The sequence below is a fragment of the Nocardia sp. NPDC058658 genome (genome assembly GCF_042716665.1).
Taxonomy (GTDB): domain Bacteria; phylum Actinomycetota; class Actinomycetes; order Mycobacteriales; family Mycobacteriaceae; genus Nocardia.
Map to the genome: position 1 here is coordinate 1 of NZ_JBHXRR010000003.1, position 23,723 is coordinate 23,723.

Consider the following 23,723-nt stretch of genomic DNA (forward strand, 5'->3'; position numbering starts at 1 on the left):
CCAGGACGTCCACCAGGCTCGAAGAACAAGCACCGAGCACCCCGTCCGGCGGTCGGCAAACCCACCGACACCGAAACCCCAGGTTAAAAACCAAGCTGAGAGCGTGGTGATCAGTGGTCCAGGACTAGGCCTTGCGGTAGGCGGCCAGCCAGTCGAGCCAGTTGTCGGTTTCCTGGAAGGCGTTGGCGCGCACGGCTTCCGAGGACAGGAACACGTCGTGGCGGGCGCCCTCGATCGGGACGATCGAGGTGCGCTCGCCCAGGCAACCCGCCCAGCGTTGGATCTGTTTCACGTCGAGCACGGCGTCGGCCACATCGACGGCGGGGGAGTGTTCGCGGGCGAACTTGGTGATCCGCGAGCGCAGGATCAGTGCGGGGACGCCGATGGTGAGGCCCTGGTGCAGGCGCGCCTGACCCCGGCGGATGGCGCGCAGCCAGCCGAGCCGCACGGGTTCGCCGTTGAGCGGCTTCCAGTCGAGGTTGTAATCCCACTCACCCGCGCGGGTGTGGTGGAGGCTGTCGCCGTAAGCGGTGCTGACACCGGCGGGCAGTTGGACGAACGCGCGGAAGCGGCCGACCGTGTTGATCACCGGCGTGCCGATGGTCCGGTAGAAGGAGGGGCCCTGCAGGTCGAACCAGGGGCTGTTCAGGACGACACCGGCGACACCCGCCGCCGCACTGCCACCCTTCGATTCCAGGCGGTCCAACCACAGCGGCACGATCAGACCGCCGGTCGAATGGGCGAGGATCAGCACATCGTTGCCGGTCTCCTCGCGCGCGATCCGCAGTGCCTCGTTGAGTTCGGCGTCGTAGAACGCGAGGTCGGAGACGTAGTGCGCGCTCTGTCCCTCGCGCCGTGAGCGTCCGCATTTACGCAGGTCGAGGGCGTAGAAGCGGTGTCCGCGGGCGGCGAAGTGCTCGGCCAGGTGCTCCTGGAAGAAGTAGTCGGTGAACCCGTGCACGTAGAGCACGGTCGGCTCTGCGGCCGGGGCCTCGGCATCGGGGAGATAGCGCACCAGCGTGGCAACGACATCGCCCTCGCCGTCGGGGTCGACACCGAGGGGCAGCGTCCGCTGCTGATAGGCGGTTCCGAGGACATCGGGCTGCCACTGCGCCGCGGCGAGGGTTTCGTTCGTCACACTGCTCAATCTATCGCGCGGTCGTCGCGACGTGCAGCGTTGGTTTGCGTCACATTAGTGACCTCCGTTGCAGAACTCCGATCAGCGCAGGTGCACAATTGGCATCAGGTGAACGACGGGTAACCTACCTCCCGGCGATTCACCGCGAGTCGCATGAACACCGCCAAAGCGCCCGCGCCAAGCGAACTCACCCGCCGGTGGGTAGCTGAGAAGGACAAGGAAGTCGATCTACCCGTGTCGAACGCTGCGAAGATGGAAAAGACCGATGTAGTTCTCATCGGCGCAGGCATCATGAGTGCCACCCTCGGCGCGCTGCTGCGGCAGCTGCAGCCGGACTGGACGATCTCGGTGTTCGAGCGGCTCGACGCCGCCGCCGCGGAGAGCAGCGACCCGTGGAACAACGCGGGTACCGGCCACTCGGCGCTGTGCGAGCTCAACTACAGCCCGCAGAACCCGGACGGCTCGGTCGACGTGAGCAAGGCCGTCGACATCAACGAGCGCTTCCAGGTCTCGCGCCAGTTCTGGGCCTCCGCCGTCGACACCGGCGTGCTCGACGACCCGGCCGGCTTCATCAACCCCATCCCGCACGTGAGCTTCGTGCACGGTGCCGACAACGTCGACTACCTGCGCAAGCGCTACGAGGCACTCGCCCCGCACCCGCTCTTCCGCGGCATGGAGTACATCGACACCCCCGACGAGTTCGCCGCGCGCCTGCCGCTGATGGCGAAGGGCCGTGACTTCAGCGACCCGATCGCGCTGAACTGGTCCGACGGCGGCACCGATATCGACTTCGGCGCGCTCACCAAGCAGCTGCTCGCCTACATCGGCTACTCCGGCGGCGAGATCGCCTTCGGCACCGAGGTCCGCAACCTCGACAAGCAGTCCGACGGTTCCTGGAACGTCACCGTCCGCAACCTGCGCACCTACCGGTCGCGCACCGTCAACGCGAAGTTCGTCTTCGTCGGTGCCGGTGGCGGTGCGCTGCCACTGCTGCAGAAGGCCGGAATCAAGGAAGCCAAGGGCTTCGGCGGCTTCCCGATCAGCGGCCAGTTCCTGCGTTCGACCAACCAGGACCTGATCGCCGCGCACGAGGCCAAGGTGTACGGCAAGGCCGCCGTCGGCGCGCCGCCCATGTCGGTGCCGCACCTCGACACCCGTGTCATCAACGGCCAGAAGGGCCTGCTGTTCGGCCCCTACGCCGGCTGGACCCCGAAGTTCCTCAAGGACGGTTCCAACGCCGACCTGTTCAAGTCGATCAAGCCGAACAACATCGGTTCGCTGGTCGGCGTCGGTCTCACCGAGATGGGCCTGACCAAGTACCTGGTCGAAGAGCTGCTCAAGTCGCAGAACGGCAAGGTGGGCGTGCTCGAGGAGTTCCTGCCGCGCGCGCAGGGCCGCGACTGGGAACTGATCACCGCCGGTCAGCGTGTGCAGGTCATCCGGCGTAAGGGTGCCGGTGGCGTGCTCGAGTTCGGCACCGCGGTCATCTCCGCCGAGGACGGGTCGATCGCCGGTCTGCTCGGTGCGTCGCCGGGTGCGTCGACCTGTGTCACCGCCATGCTCGACGTGATGCAGCGTTGCTTCCCGCAGCAGTACGCGGGCTGGACGCCGCAGCTGCAGACGATGATCCCCTCGCTGGGACAGAAGCTGTCGGAGAACCAGGCGCTGTTCCAGGAAGTCTGGGACTGGACCAACGCCACCCTGAAGCTGGACCGCAACAACCACGCGTCTGCGCCCGAGCAGGCCCCGAGCTTCGCTCAGGTGTGACTGTCGCGCTGAGGCGGTCGTGGGCGGCGGATCTGGATGCCGCCGCCCTCTACCAGCTGTTGCGACTTCGGGTGGACGTGTTCGTGGTCGAGCAGGAATGCGCTTATCCGGAGCTGGATGGGCGTGATCTGCTGGCGTCTACGCGGCATTTCTGGCTCGATGACGGTTCGGTGCTCGGCACTTTGCGGCTGCTCGAAGAGGTTGTCGATGGCGTGACGAGTTATCGCATCGGGCGGGTTTGTGTGGCCGAGTCGGCTCGCAAGCACGGGTACACCACGCGGCTGATGCAGGCCGCTTTGGCCGAAACCGGTTCTGCGACTGTGCGATTGGATGCGCAGTCGCATTTGGTGGGGATGTATGCGAAGTTCGGGTTCGTTGTCGATGGGGCGGAATTCGATGATGACGGGATCATGCATACGCCGATGCGGCGTGGTTAGCAGGGGTGGGGTTCGAGGTGGTTCAGGGGCGGGGTGTGTGGCAGGGCAGGGCTTCGGGGTTTAGGTAGTCCCAGAGGTTTGAGGCTGTGTTTGTTGGAGCGCTGGCGGCTAACTCGCGGCCGGGCCGCTACGCCGCTTCGCGGCGGCCCTCCCCAGGGGTCGGGCGTGGGGGTTGGGAGTGTGGCCATGGTGGATACGGGGTGTGGTGTGGGTGGAACTGCGGTCGGGTGGGATCGGGGTGTGTGGTGTGGCTGACTTGCGGCCGGGCCGCTACGCCGCTTCGCGGCGGCCCTCCCCAGGGGTCGGGCGTGGGGGTTGGGAGTGTGGCCATGGTGGATACGGGGTGTGGTGTGGGTGGGAACTGCGGTCGGGTGGGATCGGGGTGTGTGGCGGGGTGGGGGATCGGTCTACCGGCTGATGCCCGGGGGGTGGGCTGGTTCGTGGCGCGCATAGAGTTGGGGCGTGCCTGGTTTTGCTGATGTTGCCGCTGGTCCGCATACCGCCGCGCGTGTGGGGGGTGAGGCGGGGTTTCCGTTCTCCGCTGTGGTGGGGCAGGAGCGGCTGCAGTTGGCGTTGATCTTGTCGGCCGTGCATCCGGGGATCGGTGGGGTGCTCGTGCGGGGCGAGAAGGGGACGGCGAAGTCGACTGTGGTGCGGGCGTTGGCGCAGTTGTTGCCGCCGGTGGTCGACGAGACGGGGGCTCGGCCTGCTCGGCTGGTGGAGTTGCCGGTGGGCGCTACCGAGGACCGGGTGGTCGGGTCGCTGGATCTCGAGCGGGTGCTGCGGGACGGGGAGCAGGCGTTCCGTCCCGGTTTGCTGGCGGCGGCGCATCACGGCGTGCTCTATGTGGACGAAGTGAACTTGCTGCACGATCACCTGGTCGATGTGCTGCTCGACGCGGCGGCGATGGGGCGGGTGCATGTCGAGCGGGACGGTGTCTCGCATTCGCATCCGGCGCGGTTCGTGCTGGTCGGGACCATGAATCCCGAAGAAGGGGAGTTGCGGCCGCAGTTGCTGGACCGGTTCGGGCTCACTGTCGATGTGGCGGCTTCGCGAGAGGTGGATGTGCGGATGGCGGTGGTGCGTCGTCGGCTCGACTACGAAGCCGATCCCGACGCGTTCGCGGCCCGCTATGTCGACGCGGATCAGGTTGTGGCCGAACGGATTCTGACCGCGCGGGATCGGCTGCCCGAGGTCGCGCTGGACAACTCGGAACTGCGGCGGATCGCGGCGCTGTGCGCGTCGTTCGACGTGGACGGCATGCGGGCGGATCTGGTCGTGGCCAGGACCGCGACCGCGCATGCGGCGTGGCGGGGGCGGGATCGGGTCACCGAGGACGATGTGCGGATCGCGGCGGAGTTGGCGTTGCCGCATCGGCGTCGGCGGGATCCGTTCGACGAGCCGGGGATCAGTGAGCAGCAGCTCGACGAGGCAATGGAAGCGGCGGCCGCCGAGGTCGAAAAGGCTTCGGGGGATGAGGAATTCGACGGGCCTCGTGGTGGTGAGGGGAACGGGCGTCATCGGGCTGACGACGATTCCGATAGTCGCGACGACGAACTGCCTGGGTCCGATTCTCGTGGGCGTGAAGAGGACTCGCGGGGCGAGGGTCTCGATGGGGCGGGCTCGAACGGCCGAGGTGTTGACCGCAGTCCAGAGCGTGGAGGTTCGGAAGGGGCCGACGGCAATGCGGCCGACCGAGGACCTGACGACGGTGGTCCCGATGGTGGGGGCCCCGACGACGGTGGACCTGACGGTGGTCCCGAGGGTGGAGGACCTGGCGGCGGTGGGTCGAAGGCTGCTGGTTCCGGCGGCGACCGCTCGGACAGCTCCGCCGGTGACGGCAACAACCGCCCTGGACCCGAAAAGCTCTCGGGCACACCGACTTCGGCAGCGAAGCCCATCCCGCGCTGGGAAGTTCCCGGCATCGGCGAAGGCGCACCCGGCCGACGCTCGCGCGCCCGGACTCGAACCGGCCGCACCGTCCGCGCCGACGCCGATCCCACCACCGGCCTGCACCTGCTCGGCACCGTGTTCGCCGCCGCCCCCAAACAATTCGAGCGCGGTCGTCTCAGCGGCCCACTCGCCTTGGCGGCCGAGGACCTGCGCGGCGCGTATCGCGAAGGGCGAGAAGGCAACCTGGTCGTCTTCGTCGTCGACGCGTCCGGCTCGATGGCAGCCCGCGACCGTCTCACCGCGGTGACCGGCGCCATCGTCACCCTGCTGCGCGACGCCTACCAGCGCCGCGACAAGGTGGCCGTGATCAGCGTGCGCGGTAGTGAAGCCGAACTGGTCCTGCCGCCGACTTCCTCGGTCGACATCGCCGTCCGCCGCTTGGCCGGAATGCGAACTGGCGGCAAAACTCCACTCGCCGCAGGTCTGCTGAAGGCCCGCGAAGTGATCGCCCGCGAACACGTCCGCGACCCGCGCCGTCGCCCGATGCTCGTCCTGCTCACCGACGGCCGCGCCACCGGCGGCACCGACCCCCTCCCGCGCGCCCGCACCGCCGCGAAGCTGCTGGCCGCCGAAGGCCACACCGCCATGGTCATCGACTGCGAACGCGGCATGATCCGCCTCGGCCTGGCCGGCGAACTGGCCCGCGACCTGCGCGCCCGCTACCTGCGACTCAACGAACTCACCGGCGACACCGTCGCCGACGTAGTCCGCGCCACCGACCGAACCCGTGCGGCGTAGCCCGGCGTAATCGACCAATCGGCGCGTGCGGAATCAGTTTCTGACTCAGAGGCGTCGAAGTGGGCGATTACGCCGGGCCGCGGGCACGCGAGGAGATTCCGGCGCTGCTCACGGTGTCGGGGTCACCGGGTGCGCCCTGATAGAAATGGTGGCGGACCGGCGTGGCCGCTACGAACGGACATCGACCGCGAGGTCGAGGAATGCGCACACCGCGTGCGTCGAGAAGAGGAGTTTCTGTGCCCAAAGGTGTTCCGGAGAGCGTCCCCGAGGACGGTCTGACCACTCGGCAGCGGCGTAATCAGCCGATGCTGGCCGTGCACACCGGGCCGGGCAAGGGCAAGTCCACCGCGGCGTTCGGGATGGCGTTGCGGGCCTGGAATCAGGGCTTCGACGTGGCGGTTTTTCAGTTCGTGAAGAGTGCCAAGTGGAAGGTCGGCGAGGAAGCCGCGTTCCGCACGCTCGGCACACTGCACGACGAGACCGGTGTGGGTGGTGCGGTGGAGTGGCACAAGATGGGCGAGGGGTGGTCCTGGACCCGTAAGCACGGCACCGAGGAAGACCACGCGGCGGCCGCGCTGGCGGGCTGGCAGGAGATCTCGCGCCGTCTCGCCGCCGAACAACACCGCTTCTACGTTCTCGACGAGTTCACCTACCCGCTGAAGTGGGGCTGGGTCGACATCGACGAGGTCGTCGAAACCCTCACCAACCGCCCCGGCAACCAGCACGTCGTCATCACCGGCCGCGACGCACCCCCGGCACTGATCGAGGCCGCCGACCTCGTCACCGAGATGACCAAGATCAAGCACCCCATGGACGCGGGCCGCAAGGGCCAGCGCGGCATCGAGTGGTGACCGCAGGCGGAGGTCTGTGATGAGCGCACCCGCGGTGGTGATCGCCGCACCGGCATCGGGTAGTGGGAAGACCACCCTCGCCACCGGGCTGATCGGTGCGTTGCGGCGGGCCGGGCATCAGGTAGCGCCGTTCAAGGTGGGGCCGGACTACATCGACCCGGGTTATCACGGGCTCGCGGCCGGGCGACCGGGGCGCAATCTGGATCCCGTGCTGGTGGGCGAGGATCGGGTGGTGCCGCTGTATCGGCACGGTGCGCAGGGCTGCGATATCGCGATCGTCGAGGGCGTGATGGGCCTGTTCGACGGGCGGATCGACGAGAACCGCACCGACGCGATCGCCGAGGGTTCCACCGCACAGGTTGCGGGCCTGCTCGGGGCGCCCGTAGTGCTGGTGGTGGATGCCCGCGGCCACTCCCAGAGCCTCGCCGCCCTGCTCCACGGCTTCGCCACTTACGACTCCTCGGTCCGGCTCGGTGGGGTGATCCTCAACCGGGTCGGCAGCGAACGCCACGAACAAGTCCTGCGCGCAGCCTGCGACCGCGTCGGCTTGCCGGTCCTCGGCGCCCTACCGCGCATGACCGAATTGGAAGTCCCCTCACGGCATCTCGGCCTGATCCCCGCTGTCGAACACGGCGTGGCCGCTACCGCCGCCGTGGACGCAATGACCGAACTGGTTGCGGCGCACGTGGATCTGCGCGCGATCGTCGCGATGGCGGGCGGCTCGGTCAATGGTGACGCCTGGGATCCGGTGGCCGAACTCGCTGCCGCCGAGTGCTCCAGGCTTGGGCCAGACCTGGTGCGTACCGTCGACTCCGCGCCGCACGAAGCGCGAGCGTCGCGGGCACCCGATCGTCTCGCCGCTGCGGGACCGCCACCGAAATCCGCATCCGACAGCTCGCTGGTCGGGATGGCGGGTGGCCTGCCGTCCGAACCCGCGCGCGTTGCTTCGTCCGAAGGTCCGTTGGTCGCGGTGGCGGGCGGTCCGGCCTTCACCTTCGGTTATGCCGAGCATCGGGAACTCCTGGACGCGGCCGGTGCTCGGGTGGTGGTTTTCGATCCGCTGTCCGACGAACTTCCTGTCGGTACAGCGGGATTGGTGCTTCCAGGCGGCTTCCCCGAGGAGCACGCCGGGCAACTGTCAGCCAACGAGCGGCTACGGACCGCAGTGGCTGCGGGTGCGGCGCAGGGACTGCCGATCCACGCCGAATGCGCGGGGCTGCTATACCTCACGCGGTCTCTCGACGGCCACCAGATGGCGGGGGTCATCGACGCCGATGCCGAATTCGGCCCTCGCCTGACTCTGGGCTACCGCGATGCCGTTGCCCTGCACGATTCGGTGCTGTGGCGTGCCGGTGCCCGTGTTCGTGGTCACGAGTTCCACCGCACCCGCTTGGTGCGCGCCGGAGAGGAAAGCGCCGCATGGGGTTGGCGCACAACAGGTTCTGTCGCCGAGGGTGCTGTGGTCCGTCAGGTCCACGCCTCCTACTTGCACACCCACCCGGCTGGAAACCCCGACGCGATCGCCCGATTTGTCAGTGCCGCGCGAGATTTCGACCACTGATGGCGAGCGATCGGTGACCGAGGGGTCGCGGGCGGAGGAGCAGCACCCCACCCGAGATTCTGCGGCAGTTGATGATTCGCCCCGTTCGATCGGCAGCGTGGCTGTCGGCATCGGTATCCGGCCGGGGACCGACCGCGAGCGGATCGTGCACGCCGTCGCGTCCGTGGTCGGCGACCTCACCATCGTCTGCTTGGCGACGCACGAGCGACGAGCCACGGAACCCGCGGTCCGCGCCGCCGCCGCTTCCTTCGGGGTGCCCGTCATCGCCTTCTCCGCCGAGCAACTGGCCGAGGTCGACGTGGCGCACAGTTCCGAGCGGGTCTCGGCGGCGGTCGGTACCGCCAGCGTCGCGGAAGCCGCGGCGCTACTCGCGGGCGGCGGTGAACTCGTCCGTGGCAGAACAATTGTCGACGGGATAGTGGTCGCTGCCGCCTCGGCACAGCGGAGTGAATTAATTCGCTGGGCAAGGTCGATCATGCACAGTAATGTCATTTTCAGCAGTTGTGAGGCGGACCGGAACTGATCGGTTACCACTCGGATTGGGGATGTCGCAGGTTCGAATCCTGCCCGCCATCGCAAGATGGCGGTAGCTCAGCACGGTAGAGCACCTATACCGGTCAGGACGCACACGTCCGCCGAACAACTGCCTACGTCGGTGAGCAGGACGGGCCGGATTCGGTCGGTTATCTGGCACGACCTCCGGGTCCAGCGGGTTCGAACCCCGTGGCGGAAAGCGATTTCCGTTGTTCGGCCGTAACCACACGTCCGTCCGCTCATCATATGCCCCGTCGGGTCCGGGGCCGAAACATCTATGCCGGTACACGTATCGGAGGGGGAACAATGAATATCTTGTCGCGCTTTTCTCGTCGCAGCACGCCGCAGACCATGCCCGCCGATAACCGGCAGGTCGTCAACAATGCGGGCGGCTACGTTTTCGAGATCACTCCGCAGGCGCGGGTGCGCCGCTTTCTCACGCTCGGAACGGAATCCGGAACTTTCTATGTCAATGCCCAGACACTGACTGTCGAGAACGCCCAATTCATCATCGAATACGCCGCCGAGCACACCGCCGACCTCGTTAGCGAGATCGTCGAGATCTCCACTTCCGGACGCGCACCGCGCCAGCACCCGGCCTTGTTCGCGTTGGCCGCCGCCGCGTCGGTCGGTGACGTCGAGGGACGCCGGGCCGCGTTGGCCGCGCTGCCGTTGGTCGCGCGCACCGGTACGCACCTGTTCCTGTTCGCCGGCTACGCCGAGCAGTTCCGCGGTTGGGGCCGTGGGCTGCGGCGCGCCGTCGCGAACTGGTACCTGGACAAGCCGGTCGAGGACCTGGCGTTCCAGGTGGTGAAGTACCGCCAGCGGGAGGGTTGGTCCAACCGTGACCTGCTGCGGCTGTCGCACCCGGCTACCACCGAAGACGACCGGCGCAGGCTGTTCGACTGGATCTGCGGTCGCGCAACGGAACTCGACGGGTTGGCGCTCGTCGACGGGTTCCAGCGAGCCCAGACCGCACCGGTAGAGCAGGTGCCGGAGCTGGTTCGGGAATACCGGCTCAGCTGGGAGATGCTGCCCGACGCCGCGCTGAACACCGCAGCGGTGTGGGAGGCTTTGCTGGACAACGGCATTCCGCAGACGGCGCTGCTGCGTCAGCTCCCCAGGTTGACGCGGCTCGGCTTGCTGGACCCGCTCGGACCGCGCACCGCCGCGATCTGCGCGCGACTGGCCGACCCGGCACGGCTGCGCAAGGCGCGCGTGCACCCGGTCTCGGTGCTGATCGCGTTGCGCACCTACGCTTCCGGGCGTTCGGCGCGTGGCGCGGGTACCTGGACGCCGTCGGCTCCGGTCGTCGACGCCCTCGATGCCGCGTTCTACGCCGCGTTCGAGTCCGTGCGGCCGACCGGCTTGCGGCACCTGCTGGCATTGGACGTGTCCGGCTCGATGACGAGTGCGATCGGTGGACTGCCGATCTCGGCGCGAGAGGCTTCGGCCGCGCTCGCCCTGGTCACCGCGCGCACCGAACCGCAGCACCAGATCGTCGGATTCACCTCCGGCGGTAGGGGGTGGCAGGGGGCGAGCGGCCTGTCCCAGCTGTCGATTTCGCCGCGTCAGCGTCTCGACGATGCCGTGCGGGCGGTGTCGGGGTTGCCGTTCGGCGGCACCGACTGCTCGCTGCCGATCCTGCACGCGCTGGAGAAGGGGATCGAGGTCGATGTGTTCTCGATTTTCACCGACAACGAGACATGGGCGGGTTCGGTGCACCCGCACCAGGCGTTGGCTCGCTACCGCCGTGAGGTGAATCCGCGAGCCAAGCTCGTGGTGGTCGGCATGACCGCGACGAAGTTCTCCCTCGCCGATCCCGACGACGCGGGCATGCTCGATGTCGCCGGATTCGACGCTGCGGTGCCGTCGCTACTGGCCGACTTCGCCACGGCCGCATAAGAAATCGGAGCCGCCGCGACCTCGTTGTCGCGGCGGCGCCTTTTCTTCTCGCGCGAGAAGTTCCGTCAAGGGGCGACGGAGGACCAATCGGCGAAACCTGTGGGGTCGTGGCGGCCCATGGAGGCGTGTTCGAACAGGCCCCAGCCTTCGGCGTCACCGCAGCGGGCGTGGCCGATGTGGTCGATGACGCCGTAGAGGGTGCGGGCTTTGACTGCGGGGTCGGTGAGGTCGTAAGTGGTTGACAGCGACCAGTTCTCGCCCATCCAGCGCCCGTGCGTCCAATCGGGGTCGGCACCGTAACCGCAGCCCACGTGCAGGGCGATGCCGGGGCGCGATTCGATCTCGACCGCGAGGGGTTTGCCGTCGGGGATGGTCATGTCCAGGCGTACCGACTTCGGATGCCGGGTGCCGGATTCGTAGGTCCAGTGCATGCGGGGCCAGCCGAGTTGTTCTTTGCGGCCGTCGTTCCAGATCCGAACCGCGTTGTTGAGGGTGCGAGTGCCGTCGGGTTCTTCCTGCACGATCACCACGATCGAGAAGTCGGCGAACCGCAGCGGCGCGTACAGCCACCAGAAGCCGTCCATGCCGGTGGGTCTGCCTGCGGGTTCGGGCTCGCCGGACGGGCGGATACCCCAGGATCGGTCGCGGCTGCCAGTCCAGACCGCCGGGTCGACCGTGTAGTCGATGCCGTCGACCGCGAGAGTGCCCTCCCACGAACCCAATTGGGCGAAGCGCGAAGCCTCGATGATCGGGCGGGTGCCCGACAGGATCAGGTGCGGCTGCTCCTGCACGGGAGCCTGCGCGCCGGTCCAGGTGAGATCGAACCCGAGATCGTCGTGCTCGCACACCACACGCAGCTTCCGTAGCGGCTCGATCACCTCGATCCGATAGCCGCCGACGGCGGTGTTCAGATCGCGTGTGGTGAGTGCGTCGGAGAACCGCACGCTGCGCTGGACATCGCCGTGGCGCACGGTCGCGAACGCGTCGACCACGCCGAGGTTCGGGTACACGCCGAACCCGGTGATCAGCATCGTGTCACCGGCGGGATCGAAGGCGTTGAAGTAGTAGCGGTCGTAGAAGTTCCGGTCGCTCGTGGACACGCGGGCCAGCGACAACGGTGTCTGATGGACCGGGTATTCGTCCAAGGGGACGGGCATCGTCGCGTTCATCGGTCCCACTCGTAGGTGCCGTCGAGCAACGCCTCGAGGCTGAGGCGATGCATCACGTAGTCATCGGGGTCGGCGGGCACGGTGTCCTCGCCGAAGTGGATCATCCGGCACTTGATCCTGGCCATCACGATCGCGTGCCGTAGTGCCGCGTAGATGATGTAGAAGTCGAGGTTCTGGACCGAATGCCCAGTCAGCTCTTCGTATTTCGCGACCACCGCATCGCGGCGCAGGAAGTCGGGCAGGCCGGGTTGGTCGAAGCGGGTGGCGATGTCCTGGAAGAACCGGTGGATGAAGATGGTCCAGCCCAGATCCAGCTCGCGCGGCGCGAAGGTCGCCATCTCCCAGTCCAGCACCGCCGCCGGGGTGAATCCGTCGAACAGGATATTGCCAGGGCGGGCGTCACCCCAGTTCAGCACCTCGGGTCCTGGATCTTTCGGCCAGTTAGCTTCGAGCCAGTCGAAAGTCCGCTCGATCAGCGGCACTTCGACGTCGTGGTCGGTCAGCGCCCACTTGTACCAGGCGCGCTGCGCCTCGAAATGTCTACGCAGGCCGGTACCTTCGCCGTCGAGCAGCGGAAAGCGCTGGGCCACTGCGTCGATCGCGTGCACCTGGGCGATCACCTCGACGGTCGCGTCGGCGATCAGCGCGCGCTCGGCAACGGTCGCATCGAACAGCCAGCCGAAGAACACATACGGCGGATTGTCCGACGGCGCCCTGCCCTCGACCCGCTCCATCACGAGAAACGGCGAGCCGAACACGGACTCGTCGAGTTCCAGCCAGCGCAGCGGCGGAACCGCGACCTCCGACGCCACACCGACACCGATCATGACCTGATACTGCATCGCCAGGTCATACGACTCGAACACCGGGAACGAGCTGTCCTCGGGCGCCATCCGGATGACGAACGACCCCCGCTCGCTGCTCCCGTCCGCCGACCACTCGGCGTCGAACAGAATCGTGGTGCTCGACATGCCGCCTGCGGACGGCTTGTCCAAATTGCTGACCGCCACCTCGGCACCGACCTTGCCGGTCAGCCACCGCGCCAGCTTCCCCGCGAACTCGTCCAGATCCCGCTCGCTGACCGTGAGCGACATCTGAGCGGCCGGATCCTGTTCTTCGGACATCTGCGGGGGTCCCCTGTCGACAAAACTGTAACGTGTGTCACCTCTGGGTACCGGAAGACCGCCCGGAATGTAAGCCCCGCGTCGGTGAGTGGGATCCGGCTTGACAAACCGTCGTCGATTGAAACGCGGCGCCGCAGGGTTCGGCGAGTTCAGGGTTGGCGGGGGTGAAGATCAGGGTTGTCCCGGACGCGCTGGGCGGGGTTCGCCGATTAGCTTCGGTAACAATCGAACTCGACGGGGAGGCAGCAGGTGGCCGTGACGACCATGGAGCTCACGCACGACGACATCGCGAGCCCTGCGCCACCCGCGCAGGCCTGGCATCCGGTCACCCGGATCGCTTTCCGGTTCACCGTCGCCTACCTGGGGCTGTTCTGTGTGTGGATGGCACAGATCACCTTCGTTTTCCTCGGTGTGTTCGCGCTGAAGGTGCGAGAGGAGGCCATTCTCTGGCAGATGATCGCGCTCGATCCGGTGAGCACCTGGATCGGCGAGCAGGTGTTCGGGGTGCGGGCGGAATTGGCTATGAACGGCAGTGGCGATCAGGCCGCGATCTGGATCCAGTGTGGTCTGATCCTGGTGGTCGCGGTGCTGATCACCGTCGTATGGTCGGTGCTCGACCGGCGTCGGTGCGCGTATCCACGGTTGTGGAGTTGGTTTCTCACCGCGATGCGGCTGTTCGTCGGCGGGCAGATGCTGTTCTACGGGTTCGCGAAGCTGATCCCCACCCAGATGCCGGAACCCTCACTGATCGCTCTGCTGACTCGGGTGGGCGATCTGACACCGATGGCGATGCTGTGGACACAGGTCGGATCGTCACCCGCCTACGAAATCGCCTTGGGCGCAGCGGAAGTGCTCGCCGGTCTGCTGCTGTTCTGGCCGCGGACCGCTACGGCGGGCGCGATGTTGAGTGTGATCAGCATGGCGCAGGTGTTTCTGCTCAACCTGACCTTCGACGTGCCGGTGAAGATGTTGTCCGGGCACCTGCTGCTGATGGGACTGGTGCTGCTGGTGCCGCAGGCCCGCAGGCTGGCGAATTTCCTGATCCTGGAACGGGACTCGGGACCGGCTGTTCAGCCGCCACTGTTCTCCACTCGGCGTGCGAACCGTTGGGCCGCGGTGGTGCAGGTCGCGGCCGGACTGTGGATCGTCGCGGGGTGCATCGCCATCGGGATTCAAGGGTGGAACGAATACGGTGGCGGCGCACCGAAACCCGAGCTGTACGGCATCTGGGAAGTCGGTGAGTTCACCGTCGACGGGACCGCGATACCACCACTCACCACCGATCAGGTGCGCTGGCAGCGCCTCGTCATCGACGTGGGCGCAGCGGGCTACCAGCGGATGGACGACACGATCGTGCCGGTGCAAGCCACGACCGATCCGACGTCCATGACGCTCGTCTCGGCACTGCCAGCCCCGAACGAAACTCCCGAGCCCTACGCGATATTCACCGTCGAGCGCACCTCGGACGACGCGCTGATCCTGCGCGGTGAACTCGACGGCCGACCGGCGACGGTCACGCTCACCCGACTCGACCTCGACCGATTCCCCTTGCGCAACAATGATTTCCGCTGGGTGCAGAACGAACCGCACTTCGGCTGATGTCGACTACGTCTCGGGCTCGGCGACGCCGATGTCTTCGAACCACAGGTCGGGACGGTCGGCGATGAAATCGGTCATCAGTGACACGCAGCGCGGATCATCGAGGACGATCACCCGAACCCCGTGTTCGGCGAGCCAGTCGTGACCGCCGTGGAAGGTCCGTGCCTCGCCGATGATGACGGTGCCGATGCCGAACTGGCGCACCAGACCGCTGCAGTACCAGCACGGGGACAGGGTGGTGACCATGATCGTCGAGCGGTAGTCGCGGCGGCGGCCCGCGGCGCGGAAGGCGTCGGTTTCGGCGTGGACGCTCGGGTCGTCGTTCTGGACGCGGCGGTTGTGGCCGCGGCCGAGCAGGGTGCCCTCGACGGCGAACAGGGCCGCGCCGATGGGGACGCCGCCCTCTGCCAGGCTCAGGCGAGCTTCGTCGTAGGCCACGTCGAGGAGTGCGTCCGGCTGGGTCATGGTCCCTACTGTCCTGCCTGTTCGGCAGGGCGGCAACGAGTGACACAGATCGTGATCGGCGAACTCGGGCATTCATGGCTCCGGTCAGGCACACCACCGCGATCGGCTGTCGGCGGGTGCGTTCGGGCCGCATCGGACCAGGAACTAGGCTGGGACACTGTGCCGAACACCGCTGACACCGCATCGACCCCGCCCGCTGGCGACCCGAACTACCTGGTCGGGCTCGATCTGCGTGGACGCAGAGTGGTGGTGGTCGGTGGTGGGACCGTTGCCCAGCGCAGACTGGGGTTGCTCGTTGCCGCCGGTGCCGATGTGCACGTGGTCAGCCGGGCGGTCACGCCTGCCGTCGAAGGGATGGGGACGGCGGGGCAGTTGAGCATCGAACTGCGCGCCTATGCCGACGGGGATCTCGACGGCGCCTGGTACGCGATGGCGTGCACCGATGAACCCGAGACCAATGCCGCCGTGGTCGCCGAGGCCACCGCCAAGCGGATCTTCTGCGTGCGCGCCGACATCGCGCGCGACGGCACCGCGGTCACCCCGGCGACCGCCCGCTACGACGGGCTTTCGCTCGGCGTGCTGGCCGGTGGCGCCCATCGCCGCTCGGCTGCTGTGCGCAACGGGCTGCTCGAAGCGCTGCAATCCGGTGTGGTGACCGATGATTCGGAACCGGTGACCCCGGGCGTCGCGCTCGTCGGTGGTGGTCCCGGCGATCCCGACCTGATCACCGTGCGTGGTCGCAGGCTCCTCGCCCGCGCCGATCTGGTCGTGGCCGACCGGCTCGCACCGCCGGAACTGCTCGCCGAACTCGGCCCGCACGTCGAGGTGATCGACGCCGCGAAGATCCCCTACGGCCGGTCGATGGCGCAGGAGGCGATCAACCTCGCGCTCGTTGAGGGCTACAAGGCGGGCAAGTTCGTGGTCCGGCTCAAGGGCGGCGACCCCTATGTCTTCGGTCGCGGGTACGAGGAACTCGAGGCATGCACCGAAGCGGGCATTCCGGTGACGGTGGTGCCCGGCATCACCAGCCCGATCTCGGTGCCCGGCGCGGCCGGCATCCCGGTGACCCATCGCGGGGTCACCCACGAGTTCGTCGTCGTGAGCGGACACGTCGCCCCCGACCACCCGGACTCCCTCGTCGACTGGTCGGCGCTGGCGAAGCTGCGCGGCACCATCGTGCTGATGATGGCGGTCGAGCGGATCGACAAGTTCGCCGCCGCCCTGCTCGCCGGTGGGCGCCCGAGCGACACCCCGGCGGCGGTCATCCAGGAGGGCACCCTGCGCACCCAGCGGGTGGTGCGCGCCGACCTCGCCACGGTCGCCGACCGGGTGAAGGAAGAGGGCATCCGCCCGCCCGCGATCATCGTCATCGGCCCCACGGCGGGCTTCGGGCTGGACTAGCTTCGTGGGCCGCGCGCCCTCGCGTTGCCGCAGCGCCAATTACACTGCCTCGTTGTGCTCGATAAACCCGCTGCGACGATGCAGTATCCGGTGACGGGGCGGGCCTTCGGTCTCGCCATCCTCGTACTGAGCGGCCTGCAGTTCATGGTCGTGCTCGACGGCACGGTCGTGATCTTCGCGCTGCCGCGACTGCAGCAGGACATGGGGCTGTCCAGTTCGGGCAGTGCCTGGACGGTGACCGCCTACGGCCTCACCTTCGCGGGATTGATGCTGCTCGGCGGTCGGCTCGGCGACGCGTTCGGCCGCAAGCGCATGCTGATCTACGGCGTCGGACTGTTCACCGCGGCCTCGCTGGCCTGCGGCCTTGCCACCGGTGAGGCGATGCTGCTGACCGCACGCGCCTTCCAAGGTGCGGGTGCCGCCATCGCCGCGCCGACCGCGTTCGCGCTCGTCGCGACCACTTTCGCCCCTGGGCCAGCCAGGAACCAGGCGATTGCGATCATGGGCTCGATGGCAGGTATCGGTTCGGTCGGTGGTCTCATCGTTGGCGGGGCGCTGACCGAGGTCTGGTGGCGGTCGATCTTCCTGATCAATGTGCCGATCGGCGCGCTCATCGTGCTCGGCGCGATCTACCACCTCACCGATACCGAACACCACCGCACGCCGCTCGATATCAAGGGCGCGATCCTGGGCACGCTGGCCTGCGCGACGATCGTGTTCGGCGCCACCGAGGGACCAGCGATGGGCTGGACGAGCCCGGTGATCCTCGGTTCGCTGATCGGTGGTTTCGCGCTGCTCGTGGTCTTCGTCCTCGTCGAGCGACGCACCTCCGACGCGCTGCTGCCGTGGTCGCTGTTCGACAGCCGCGACCGGGTCGCCACCTTCGTTCTGATCTTCCTGGCCGGTGCGGTCCTCGGCGCGATGACGTTCTTCGTCGCCCAGCTGCTACAGAACGTGCTCGGCTACAGCCCGCTGATGGCCGGTGTCGCCTCGATCCCGTTCACCATCGGCATCGGTGTCGGCGGTGCGGTGGCATCCAAGGCCGCGCTGGTGATCGCCCCGCGCTGGTTGCTCGCCACCGCGGGCACGGTGCTCGCGGTGGGCCTGCTGTTGGGGTCGACGCTGGACCGGCACGTGCAGTACCTGCCGACTCTGTTGTCGCTGCTGCTGGTGATCGGCTTCGGCGTCGGGATGGCGATCGTGCTGGCACCACTGTGCGTGCTGGTCGGGGTTCCGCCGTCGAACATCGGTCCGCTGTCGGCGGTGGGCCAGATGTTCCTGAGCTTGGCGACACCGATCGCGATCGGCCTGCTCAGCCCGATCGCGGCATCACGCACGCTGTCCCTCGGGGGCAGTGACGCCCCCAGCGCGAACAGGACGCCCGCCCAGATCGACGCGCTCAACAGCGGCTACACTCTGGTGCTGTTCATCTGCGCGATCATCGCCGCCGTCGCCGCGCTGGTCGCGCTGACCGTGCGCTACACCCCGCAACAGTTGGTGCAGGCCCAGCACGCGCAGGAAGAGGCTCAGCGAAGCTGACCTCCGGCGGGCGGTCACGCACCCGGACAACACCTCGCGGCCCACGCACATTCCGCGCGGGCCGCGAGGATCTACTCGTGTTCGGGCTTTCAGCGAGCGTCGACAGTGTGCGCGTCGGCGACGCTCAGTGCTTGATCGAGGATGGTCAGACCTTCCTTGGCCTCGGCCTCGGTGATCACGCACGGCGGTACCACGTGCAACCGGTTGAAGTTGACGAACGGCAGCATCCCACCCTGCCGGCACGCGGCGATCAGTTCGTTCATCGCGGGGCTGGTGCCGCCGTAGGGGGCGAGGGGTTCGCGGGTGGCCCGGTCGCGGACGAGCTCTAGGGCCCAGAACACGCCGAGGCCGCGGACTTCGCCGATGCTCGGATGCCGGGTCGCCAGTTCGCGAAGGCCAGGGCCGATGACCCGTGCGCCGATGTCGGCGGCGTTCTCGACGATGCTTTCCTCGGCCATCGCGTTGATCGTCGCGACGGCGGCCGCGGTGGCCAGGGGGTGGCCCGAATAGGTGAGCCCGCCGGGATACGGGCGGTTGTCGAAGGTCGCCTTGATGGCGGCGCTGATCGCGACGCCGCCGAGGGGGACGTAACCGGAATTCACGCCCTTGGCGAAGGTGATCAGATCGGGCACGACATCGAAATTGTCGATGGCGAACCACTTTCCGGTCCGGCCGAAGCCCGCCATCACCTCATCGGCGATGAAGATGATGCCGTGCTTGTCGCACAGTTCGCGCACCCCGCGCATGTACTCGGGGGTCGGCACCATGATGCCCGCGGTGCCCGGCACCGATTCCAGGACGATCGCGGCGATGGTGGCCGGACCCTCCATCTCGATGGTGCGTTCGAGGTGGGCCAGCGCTCGCTCGGTTTCCTGCTTCTCGTCGGTCGCATGGAATTCCGAGCGGTACAGGAACGGTCCGAAGAAGTGCACCGTCCCGGTGTTGCCGTGGTCGTTGGGCCAGCGGCGTGGGTCGCCGGTGAGGTTCACCGCCGTCTCGGTGCCGCCGTGGTAGGAGCGGTAGCGCGAGAGCACCTTGTATCGGCCGGTGTGTAGGCGCGCCATTCGGACGGCGTGTTCGATCGCGTCGGCGCCACCATTGGTGAAGAAGATGGTGTTCAGGTCGCCGGGGGTGCGCTCGGTGATCAGGCGGGCCGCTTCCGAGCGGGCGTCGTTGACGAATTGTGGTGCGACAGTACAGAGTTTGGCCGCCTGCTCCTGGATCGCGGCGACGACCTTCGGATGCTGGTGGCCGATATTGGTGTTCACCAGCATCGAGGAGAAGTCGAGCAGGCGGTTGCCCTCGCCGTCCCACACGTAGCAGCCCTCGGCGGCGGTGAGCACCGTCGGCGTGAGGGCTGCTTGCGCGGACCAGGAATGGAACACGTGGCGGCGGTCGAGCTCGTAGGCGCGAGCGGCCTCATCGGAAAGCGTCACAGCGAGGTCTCCTCTGTTGTGTCGGCGGACGGCGACTCGAGAACGGTCATTTGTTCTGTGGGAAGCCGAGTTCCAGTCCACCGTGGCTCGGGTCGAGCCAGCGGGTAGTGACCGCCTTGGTGCGGGTGAAGAAGTGCACGCCGTCGGTGCCGTGCGCGTGCGAGTCACCGAACAGGGAGTTCTTCCAGCCGCCGAAACTGAAGTAGGCCATCGGAACCGGGATCGGAACGTTGATGCCGACCATACCCACCTCCACCTCGTGCTGGAACCGGCGTCCCGCGCCACCGTCGTTGGTGAAGATGGCGGTGCCGTTGCCGTAGCGGTTGGCATTGATCAGCGCCACTGCCTCCTCGTAGGTGTCGACCCGCACGACCGAGAGCACGGGGCCGAAGATCTCGTCGGTGTAGACACTCATGGTGGGGGTGACTTCGTCGAGAATTGTTGGCCCGAGCCAGAATCCGTCCGGCGCGCCGTCGACAGTGAGGCCGCGTCCGTCGAGAACTACACGGGCACCGGCGGTTTCGCCCGCGTCGATGTACTCGGCCACGCGGTCGCGGTGGGCGCGGGTGATCAGCGGACCCATCTCGGCGCCACTGGTGCCGTCGCCGGTGACAATGCCCGCGGCCCGCTCGCTGATCTTGGCTACCAGTTCATCGGCCACCCCGCCGACGGCCACGACCACACTGATCGCCATGCACCGCTCACCCGCCGACCCGAAACCGGCGTTCACGGCGGCATCGGCGGCCAGATCCAGGTCCGCGTCGGGCAGCACCACCATGTGATTCTTCGCGCCGCCCAGCGCCTGCACCCGCTTGCCCGCCGCGGTGCCGCGCTGGTAGACGTACTTGGCGATCGGGGTCGAGCCGACGAACGAGACCGCCTTGATCCCCGGGTTGTCCAGCAGTTCGTCGACGGCGACCTTGTCGCCCTGCACGACATTGAACACACCGTCGGGCAGCCCGGCCTCCTGCCACAGCCGCGCCAGCCACAGCGCCGCCGACGGATCCTTCTCGCTCGGCTTGAGCACCACCGTGTTGCCCGCGCCGATCGCGAGGGGGAAGAACCACATCGGCACCATCGCCGGAAAGTTGAACGGCGCGATGATCGCGACGGGGCCGAGCGGCTGACGGATCGAGTAGATGTCGACATCGGTCGAGGCATTCTCGGTGAACGCGCCCTTGAGCAGATGCGGGATGCCACAGGCGAATTCGACGATCTCGAGGCCGCGGGTCACCTCGCCGAGCGCGTCGGCGGCGACCTTGCCGTGTTCGGACGTGACGATCGCGGCCAGCTCGGACCTGCGCTCGGCGAGCAATTCGCGGAAACGGAACAGCACCTGGGTGCGGCGGGTGAGCGAGGTGTCGCGCCAGGACGCGAAGGCTACCGTCGCGGCGTCGATCGCGGCGCGGGTGTCGGCCACGTTCGCCAGCGCCAGCTCGCCGGTGACGACGCCGGTGGCGGGATTGGTCACCGGCGCGGTGTTCTCGCTGGTGCCGCTGACGGATTTGCCGTCGATCCAATGGCCGATGGACTGCATGAAAGCCTCGCTTCGCCGGTGGGTGTGGTGCCTCTACCTTGGTCCATTCCGAGCCCGGGTAGGCGCGACGATTCGTACACAATTACGGGTTTCGTATTACGATTCGTAGGTGCTGTTGACCGTGGCTGATGTGCTCGCGACTCCCGTGATGCAAGCCGGGCAGCCCGAGGTCATCTGTGCCACGAACCTGGACCGTCCGGTGCGCTGGGTGCATGTCAGCGATCAGGCCGCGGTCGCCGATCTGTTGGTCGGCTCGGAACTCATCCTGACCACCGGGCAGGCACTCGCCGCACCCGAGCAGGCCCGGATCGCCTACCTGCGGTCCCTGTCCGCCGCAGGCATCGCCGGACTGGTCGTGGAACTCGGCAGTTATGTGAGCGAGCTCGGTCCTGTCGTGGCCGCGACGGCCGCCGAACTGGGGCTGCCGGTGATCGTGCTGCACCGGGTGACCCGCTTCGTGGAGATCACCGAAGCCGTCCACCGGGCGATCGTCGCCGACCAGTACGCCGAACTCGAATTCGCTCGTACCGTGCACGAGACCTTCACCGAGCTGAGCGTGCGCCGCGCCGCGCTCGCCGAGATCGTGCAGACCGCCGCCACCATGCTCGACGCATCTGTGGTGCTCGAAGACCTCTCGCATCGAGTGCTTGCCGCCACCTCCCGGCACACGAGTTCGGCTGCGCTGCTGGATGATTGGGAGTCCGTGTCGCGGATGCTGCCCGCGGGGCCGTGGGTGGTCGGTGTCGGACCGCACACGCAGCGCTGGGGCCGGTTGATCCTGCGCTCCGAACGGGCACAGACCTCCCGGGTGAGCATGGTCCTGGAGCGCGCCGCGCAAACCATCACCCTGCACCGGATGATCGACAAGGACCGCTTCGGTCTGCACCGGCAAGCCCAAACCGGCTTGATCGCCGACCTGGTGGAAGGGCGGGTGACCGATGAACGTGACGCGCAAGCGCGAGCTGCCGCACTCGGTCTGCACCGGCGAGCCCGCTATGTGCCCCTGGCACTCGAGATCGAGACCGGCGCCGCCTCGGATCCTGTCGCGGTGCAACGACGGAGCGCGGCGATCGTAGAAGCGGTGACACACGGGCTCGGCCTGGTTGACGCCTCTGCGTTGAGTGCCGCCGAACATCGGCCTGGACGACTCCGTTCCAGTGGGGCGCGGGGCGCTGTGAGTGAGTCCGCCAGAGCCGCACCAGCGCGCGGTCGCGGAGCTGAGCCTGATGCGGCGATCCCTTCGACGGCGGCGCTTCCCGGACGACTGCGGGGTGGTGCAGACGGGGAACGGATCATGGTGATTCTCGGGGTGACCCGCGGCGGGGAACTCGATGCACGTCTGACGGAAGTCTGTGCGGCGGTGCTGGGTGAGGTTCGCCGGGTCGACGGGGTGCGCCGAGCTGTCGCAGGCGTCGGTCCCGATTCGGATTCGCTCCTCGACGCCGCGGGCAGGCTCGCCCATGCCACGGGCGTCGCCGAGGTGGCACTGTCCATGATCTCGGCGCCCGCCCGAATGTTCTTCCGCAGCGCGGATATTCGCCTGCGCGGCCTGCTTTCGCTGATCCGCGACGAGCCCGGTGTGCAGAGCTTCGCCGAGGCCGAACTCGGCGCGCTGCTGCGCTACGACATCCGCCAGACTACCGATCTCACCGGCACCCTGCGTCGCTTTCTCGACCTGGCGGGCAACAAAACCGAACTGGCGAAAGCTCTCGCGATCAGCCGACCCACTCTCTACGACCGCCTCGCCCGCATCGAACGCGTCCTCGCTGTCGACCTCGACGACGGCGAATCGCGCACGTCACTGCACGCCGCGCTGCTCGTGCGCGACCTCACCGGCGACAAGCTCTAGGTTCGTAGCTCAGTCTTTGCGCCCGGTGAGCGCCAGTGATGTGCCGAGCCCGATCATGACCAGGCCACCGGTGCCGCCAACGGCGGCGAGACGGCGCGGCGACCGCGCGAACCAGGACCGCGCCGAACCCGCCGCGAATGCCCAGAGCGAGTCGAAGATCAAACCGAACACGGGGATACAGAGCCCGAGGATCAGCATTTGCTGTGGCACCGAACCACGTGTGGTGTCCACGAACTGTGGCAGCAGCGCTGCCAGGAAAACAATGGTTTTCGGATTGGCGGCTCCGACAACGAAGCCGTCGCGCAGTGCCGCGGCGGGGCTGTGCGAGGTCACGTCCTGTTCGGCATGGAAAGCCGTTTGCAGCTCACCACGATGCCGAAACGCTTGCACGCCGAGGAAGACCAGGTAGGCGGCGCCGACCAGCTTGATCGCCGTGAACACCGCCGCCGAGGTCGCGACCACCGCGCCCAGCCCGAACGCGACGGCGACAACCTGGCCGTACACCCCGATCGAATTGCCGAGCACAGTCAGCAGCGCCGAACGCCGCCCGACGGTGAGCGCCCGGCCGATAGTGAACAAAACGCTCGGCCCGGGCACGATCACCAGCAGAAACGCCAACCCCGCGAACGAAGCCAGATGAGCCGAAGACGCCATCGCCCCACGCTATCGGGCAGCTGGACCGGTGGCAATGGGCAGGATATCGGGGGGTTGTGGGTGTCG

18 protein-coding genes and 1 tRNA gene are annotated in these 23,723 nt (G+C 67.6%); 12 read left to right on the forward strand and 7 right to left on the reverse strand.

What is annotated here, in order from left to right; translation table 11 throughout:
- Positions 1-124: 124 nt before the first annotated feature.
- On the reverse strand, positions 125-1,138 hold the full coding sequence (locus ACFWUP_RS07330) for an alpha/beta hydrolase (protein ID WP_379231758.1): 1,014 nt from the start codon (positions 1,136-1,138) through the stop codon (positions 125-127).
- A 153-nt stretch (positions 1,139-1,291) separates the two neighbouring features.
- Between ACFWUP_RS07330 and mqo the strand changes: the two genes are divergently transcribed.
- From mqo to ACFWUP_RS07370, 8 genes are all read left to right on the forward strand, one after another.
- Entirely contained in the window at positions 1,292-2,905 is a 1,614-nt protein-coding gene (gene mqo / locus ACFWUP_RS07335; protein WP_379231760.1) for a malate dehydrogenase (quinone), read from the forward strand.
- A complete protein-coding gene (locus tag ACFWUP_RS07340; RefSeq protein WP_379231762.1) occupies positions 2,902-3,342 on the forward strand; it encodes a GNAT family N-acetyltransferase in 441 nt (146 codons plus the stop codon). The genes mqo and ACFWUP_RS07340 overlap by 4 nt, the downstream gene beginning before the upstream one ends.
- A 510-nt stretch (positions 3,343-3,852) precedes the next feature.
- Positions 3,853-6,033: a magnesium chelatase subunit D family protein gene (locus ACFWUP_RS07345; RefSeq protein ID WP_379232301.1), complete on the forward strand. Its 2,181-nt coding sequence runs from the start codon at positions 3,853-3,855 to the stop codon at positions 6,031-6,033.
- A 236-nt stretch (positions 6,034-6,269) separates the two neighbouring features.
- Positions 6,270-6,884: a cob(I)yrinic acid a,c-diamide adenosyltransferase gene (gene cobO, locus ACFWUP_RS07350; protein WP_379231764.1), complete on the forward strand. Its 615-nt coding sequence runs from the start codon at positions 6,270-6,272 to the stop codon at positions 6,882-6,884.
- A 19-nt stretch (positions 6,885-6,903) separates the two neighbouring features.
- Entirely contained in the window at positions 6,904-8,445 is a 1,542-nt protein-coding gene (locus ACFWUP_RS07355) for a cobyrinate a,c-diamide synthase (RefSeq protein WP_379231766.1), read from the forward strand.
- Between the two features lie 97 nt (positions 8,446-8,542).
- A complete protein-coding gene (locus tag ACFWUP_RS07360; RefSeq protein ID WP_379231768.1) occupies positions 8,543-8,968 on the forward strand; it encodes a cobalamin biosynthesis protein in 426 nt (141 codons plus the stop codon).
- A tRNA-Pro gene (locus tag ACFWUP_RS07365) sits at positions 8,953-9,018 on the forward strand. The genes ACFWUP_RS07360 and ACFWUP_RS07365 overlap by 16 nt, the downstream gene beginning before the upstream one ends.
- Before the next feature lie 267 nt (positions 9,019-9,285).
- On the forward strand, positions 9,286-10,884 hold the full coding sequence (locus tag ACFWUP_RS07370) for a TROVE domain-containing protein (RefSeq protein WP_379231769.1): 1,599 nt from the start codon (positions 9,286-9,288) through the stop codon (positions 10,882-10,884).
- Positions 10,885-10,949: 65 nt separating this feature from the next.
- Here the strand turns inward: ACFWUP_RS07370 and ACFWUP_RS07375 are convergent, their stop codons facing one another.
- Positions 10,950-12,053, reverse strand: coding sequence for a hypothetical protein (locus tag ACFWUP_RS07375; RefSeq protein WP_379231771.1), 1,104 nt, complete (start codon positions 12,051-12,053; stop codon positions 10,950-10,952).
- Positions 12,050-13,177: a phosphotransferase family protein gene (locus ACFWUP_RS07380; RefSeq protein WP_379231773.1), complete on the reverse strand. Its 1,128-nt coding sequence runs from the start codon at positions 13,175-13,177 to the stop codon at positions 12,050-12,052. The genes ACFWUP_RS07375 and ACFWUP_RS07380 overlap by 4 nt, the downstream gene beginning before the upstream one ends.
- A 249-nt stretch (positions 13,178-13,426) precedes the next feature.
- Here ACFWUP_RS07380 and ACFWUP_RS07385 point away from each other — a divergent pair, with 249 nt between their 5' ends.
- Positions 13,427-14,776, forward strand: a complete 1,350-nt coding sequence (locus ACFWUP_RS07385; RefSeq protein ID WP_379231775.1) for a DoxX family protein — start codon at positions 13,427-13,429, stop codon at positions 14,774-14,776.
- A 6-nt stretch (positions 14,777-14,782) separates the two neighbouring features.
- Here ACFWUP_RS07385 and ACFWUP_RS07390 read toward each other — a convergent pair whose 3' ends face one another.
- Positions 14,783-15,241, reverse strand: coding sequence for a nucleoside deaminase (locus tag ACFWUP_RS07390; RefSeq protein ID WP_379231777.1), 459 nt, complete (start codon positions 15,239-15,241; stop codon positions 14,783-14,785).
- Positions 15,242-15,400: 159 nt separating this feature from the next.
- Here ACFWUP_RS07390 and cobA point away from each other — a divergent pair, with 159 nt between their 5' ends.
- Positions 15,401-16,642, forward strand: a complete 1,242-nt coding sequence (gene cobA / locus ACFWUP_RS07395; protein WP_379231779.1) for a uroporphyrinogen-III C-methyltransferase — start codon at positions 15,401-15,403, stop codon at positions 16,640-16,642.
- A 78-nt stretch (positions 16,643-16,720) separates the two neighbouring features.
- On the forward strand, positions 16,721-18,181 hold the full coding sequence (locus tag ACFWUP_RS07400) for an MFS transporter (protein ID WP_379232303.1): 1,461 nt from the start codon (positions 16,721-16,723) through the stop codon (positions 18,179-18,181).
- An 89-nt stretch (positions 18,182-18,270) separates the two neighbouring features.
- Here ACFWUP_RS07400 and ACFWUP_RS07405 read toward each other — a convergent pair whose 3' ends face one another.
- A complete protein-coding gene (locus tag ACFWUP_RS07405; RefSeq protein WP_379231781.1) occupies positions 18,271-19,617 on the reverse strand; it encodes an aspartate aminotransferase family protein in 1,347 nt (448 codons plus the stop codon).
- A gap of 46 nt (positions 19,618-19,663) precedes the next feature.
- Entirely contained in the window at positions 19,664-21,154 is a 1,491-nt protein-coding gene (locus ACFWUP_RS07410; RefSeq protein ID WP_379231783.1) for a CoA-acylating methylmalonate-semialdehyde dehydrogenase, read from the reverse strand.
- A gap of 109 nt (positions 21,155-21,263) precedes the next feature.
- Here ACFWUP_RS07410 and ACFWUP_RS07415 point away from each other — a divergent pair, with 109 nt between their 5' ends.
- Positions 21,264-23,003 (forward strand): PucR family transcriptional regulator, encoded by a 1,740-nt coding sequence (locus tag ACFWUP_RS07415; protein WP_379231785.1) that lies wholly within the window; start codon positions 21,264-21,266, stop codon positions 23,001-23,003.
- A 9-nt stretch (positions 23,004-23,012) separates the two neighbouring features.
- Here ACFWUP_RS07415 and ACFWUP_RS07420 read toward each other — a convergent pair whose 3' ends face one another.
- Positions 23,013-23,657, reverse strand: a complete 645-nt coding sequence (locus tag ACFWUP_RS07420; protein ID WP_379231787.1) for a LysE family translocator — start codon at positions 23,655-23,657, stop codon at positions 23,013-23,015.
- Between the last annotated feature and the right edge of the window lie 66 nt (positions 23,658-23,723).

Bases quoted from the DNA above. Each gene is read 5' to 3' on its own strand.
- mqo (WP_379231760.1), top strand. From the start codon at position 1,292: ATGAACACCGCCAAAGCGCCCGCGCCAAGCGAACTCACCCGCCGGTGG.
- ACFWUP_RS07355 (WP_379231766.1), top strand. From the start codon at position 6,904: ATGAGCGCACCCGCGGTGGTGATCGCCGCACCGGCATCGGGTAGTGGG.
- ACFWUP_RS07370 (WP_379231769.1), top strand. From the start codon at position 9,286: ATGAATATCTTGTCGCGCTTTTCTCGTCGCAGCACGCCGCAGACCATG.
- ACFWUP_RS07375 (WP_379231771.1), bottom strand. From the start codon at position 12,053: ATGAACGCGACGATGCCCGTCCCCTTGGACGAATACCCGGTCCATCAG.
- ACFWUP_RS07380 (WP_379231773.1), bottom strand. From the start codon at position 13,177: ATGTCCGAAGAACAGGATCCGGCCGCTCAGATGTCGCTCACGGTCAGC.
- ACFWUP_RS07390 (WP_379231777.1), bottom strand. From the start codon at position 15,241: ATGACCCAGCCGGACGCACTCCTCGACGTGGCCTACGACGAAGCTCGC.
- ACFWUP_RS07400 (WP_379232303.1), top strand. From the start codon at position 16,721: ATGCAGTATCCGGTGACGGGGCGGGCCTTCGGTCTCGCCATCCTCGTA.
- ACFWUP_RS07410 (WP_379231783.1), bottom strand. From the start codon at position 21,154: ATGCAGTCCATCGGCCATTGGATCGACGGCAAATCCGTCAGCGGCACC.
- ACFWUP_RS07420 (WP_379231787.1), bottom strand. From the start codon at position 23,657: ATGGCGTCTTCGGCTCATCTGGCTTCGTTCGCGGGGTTGGCGTTTCTG.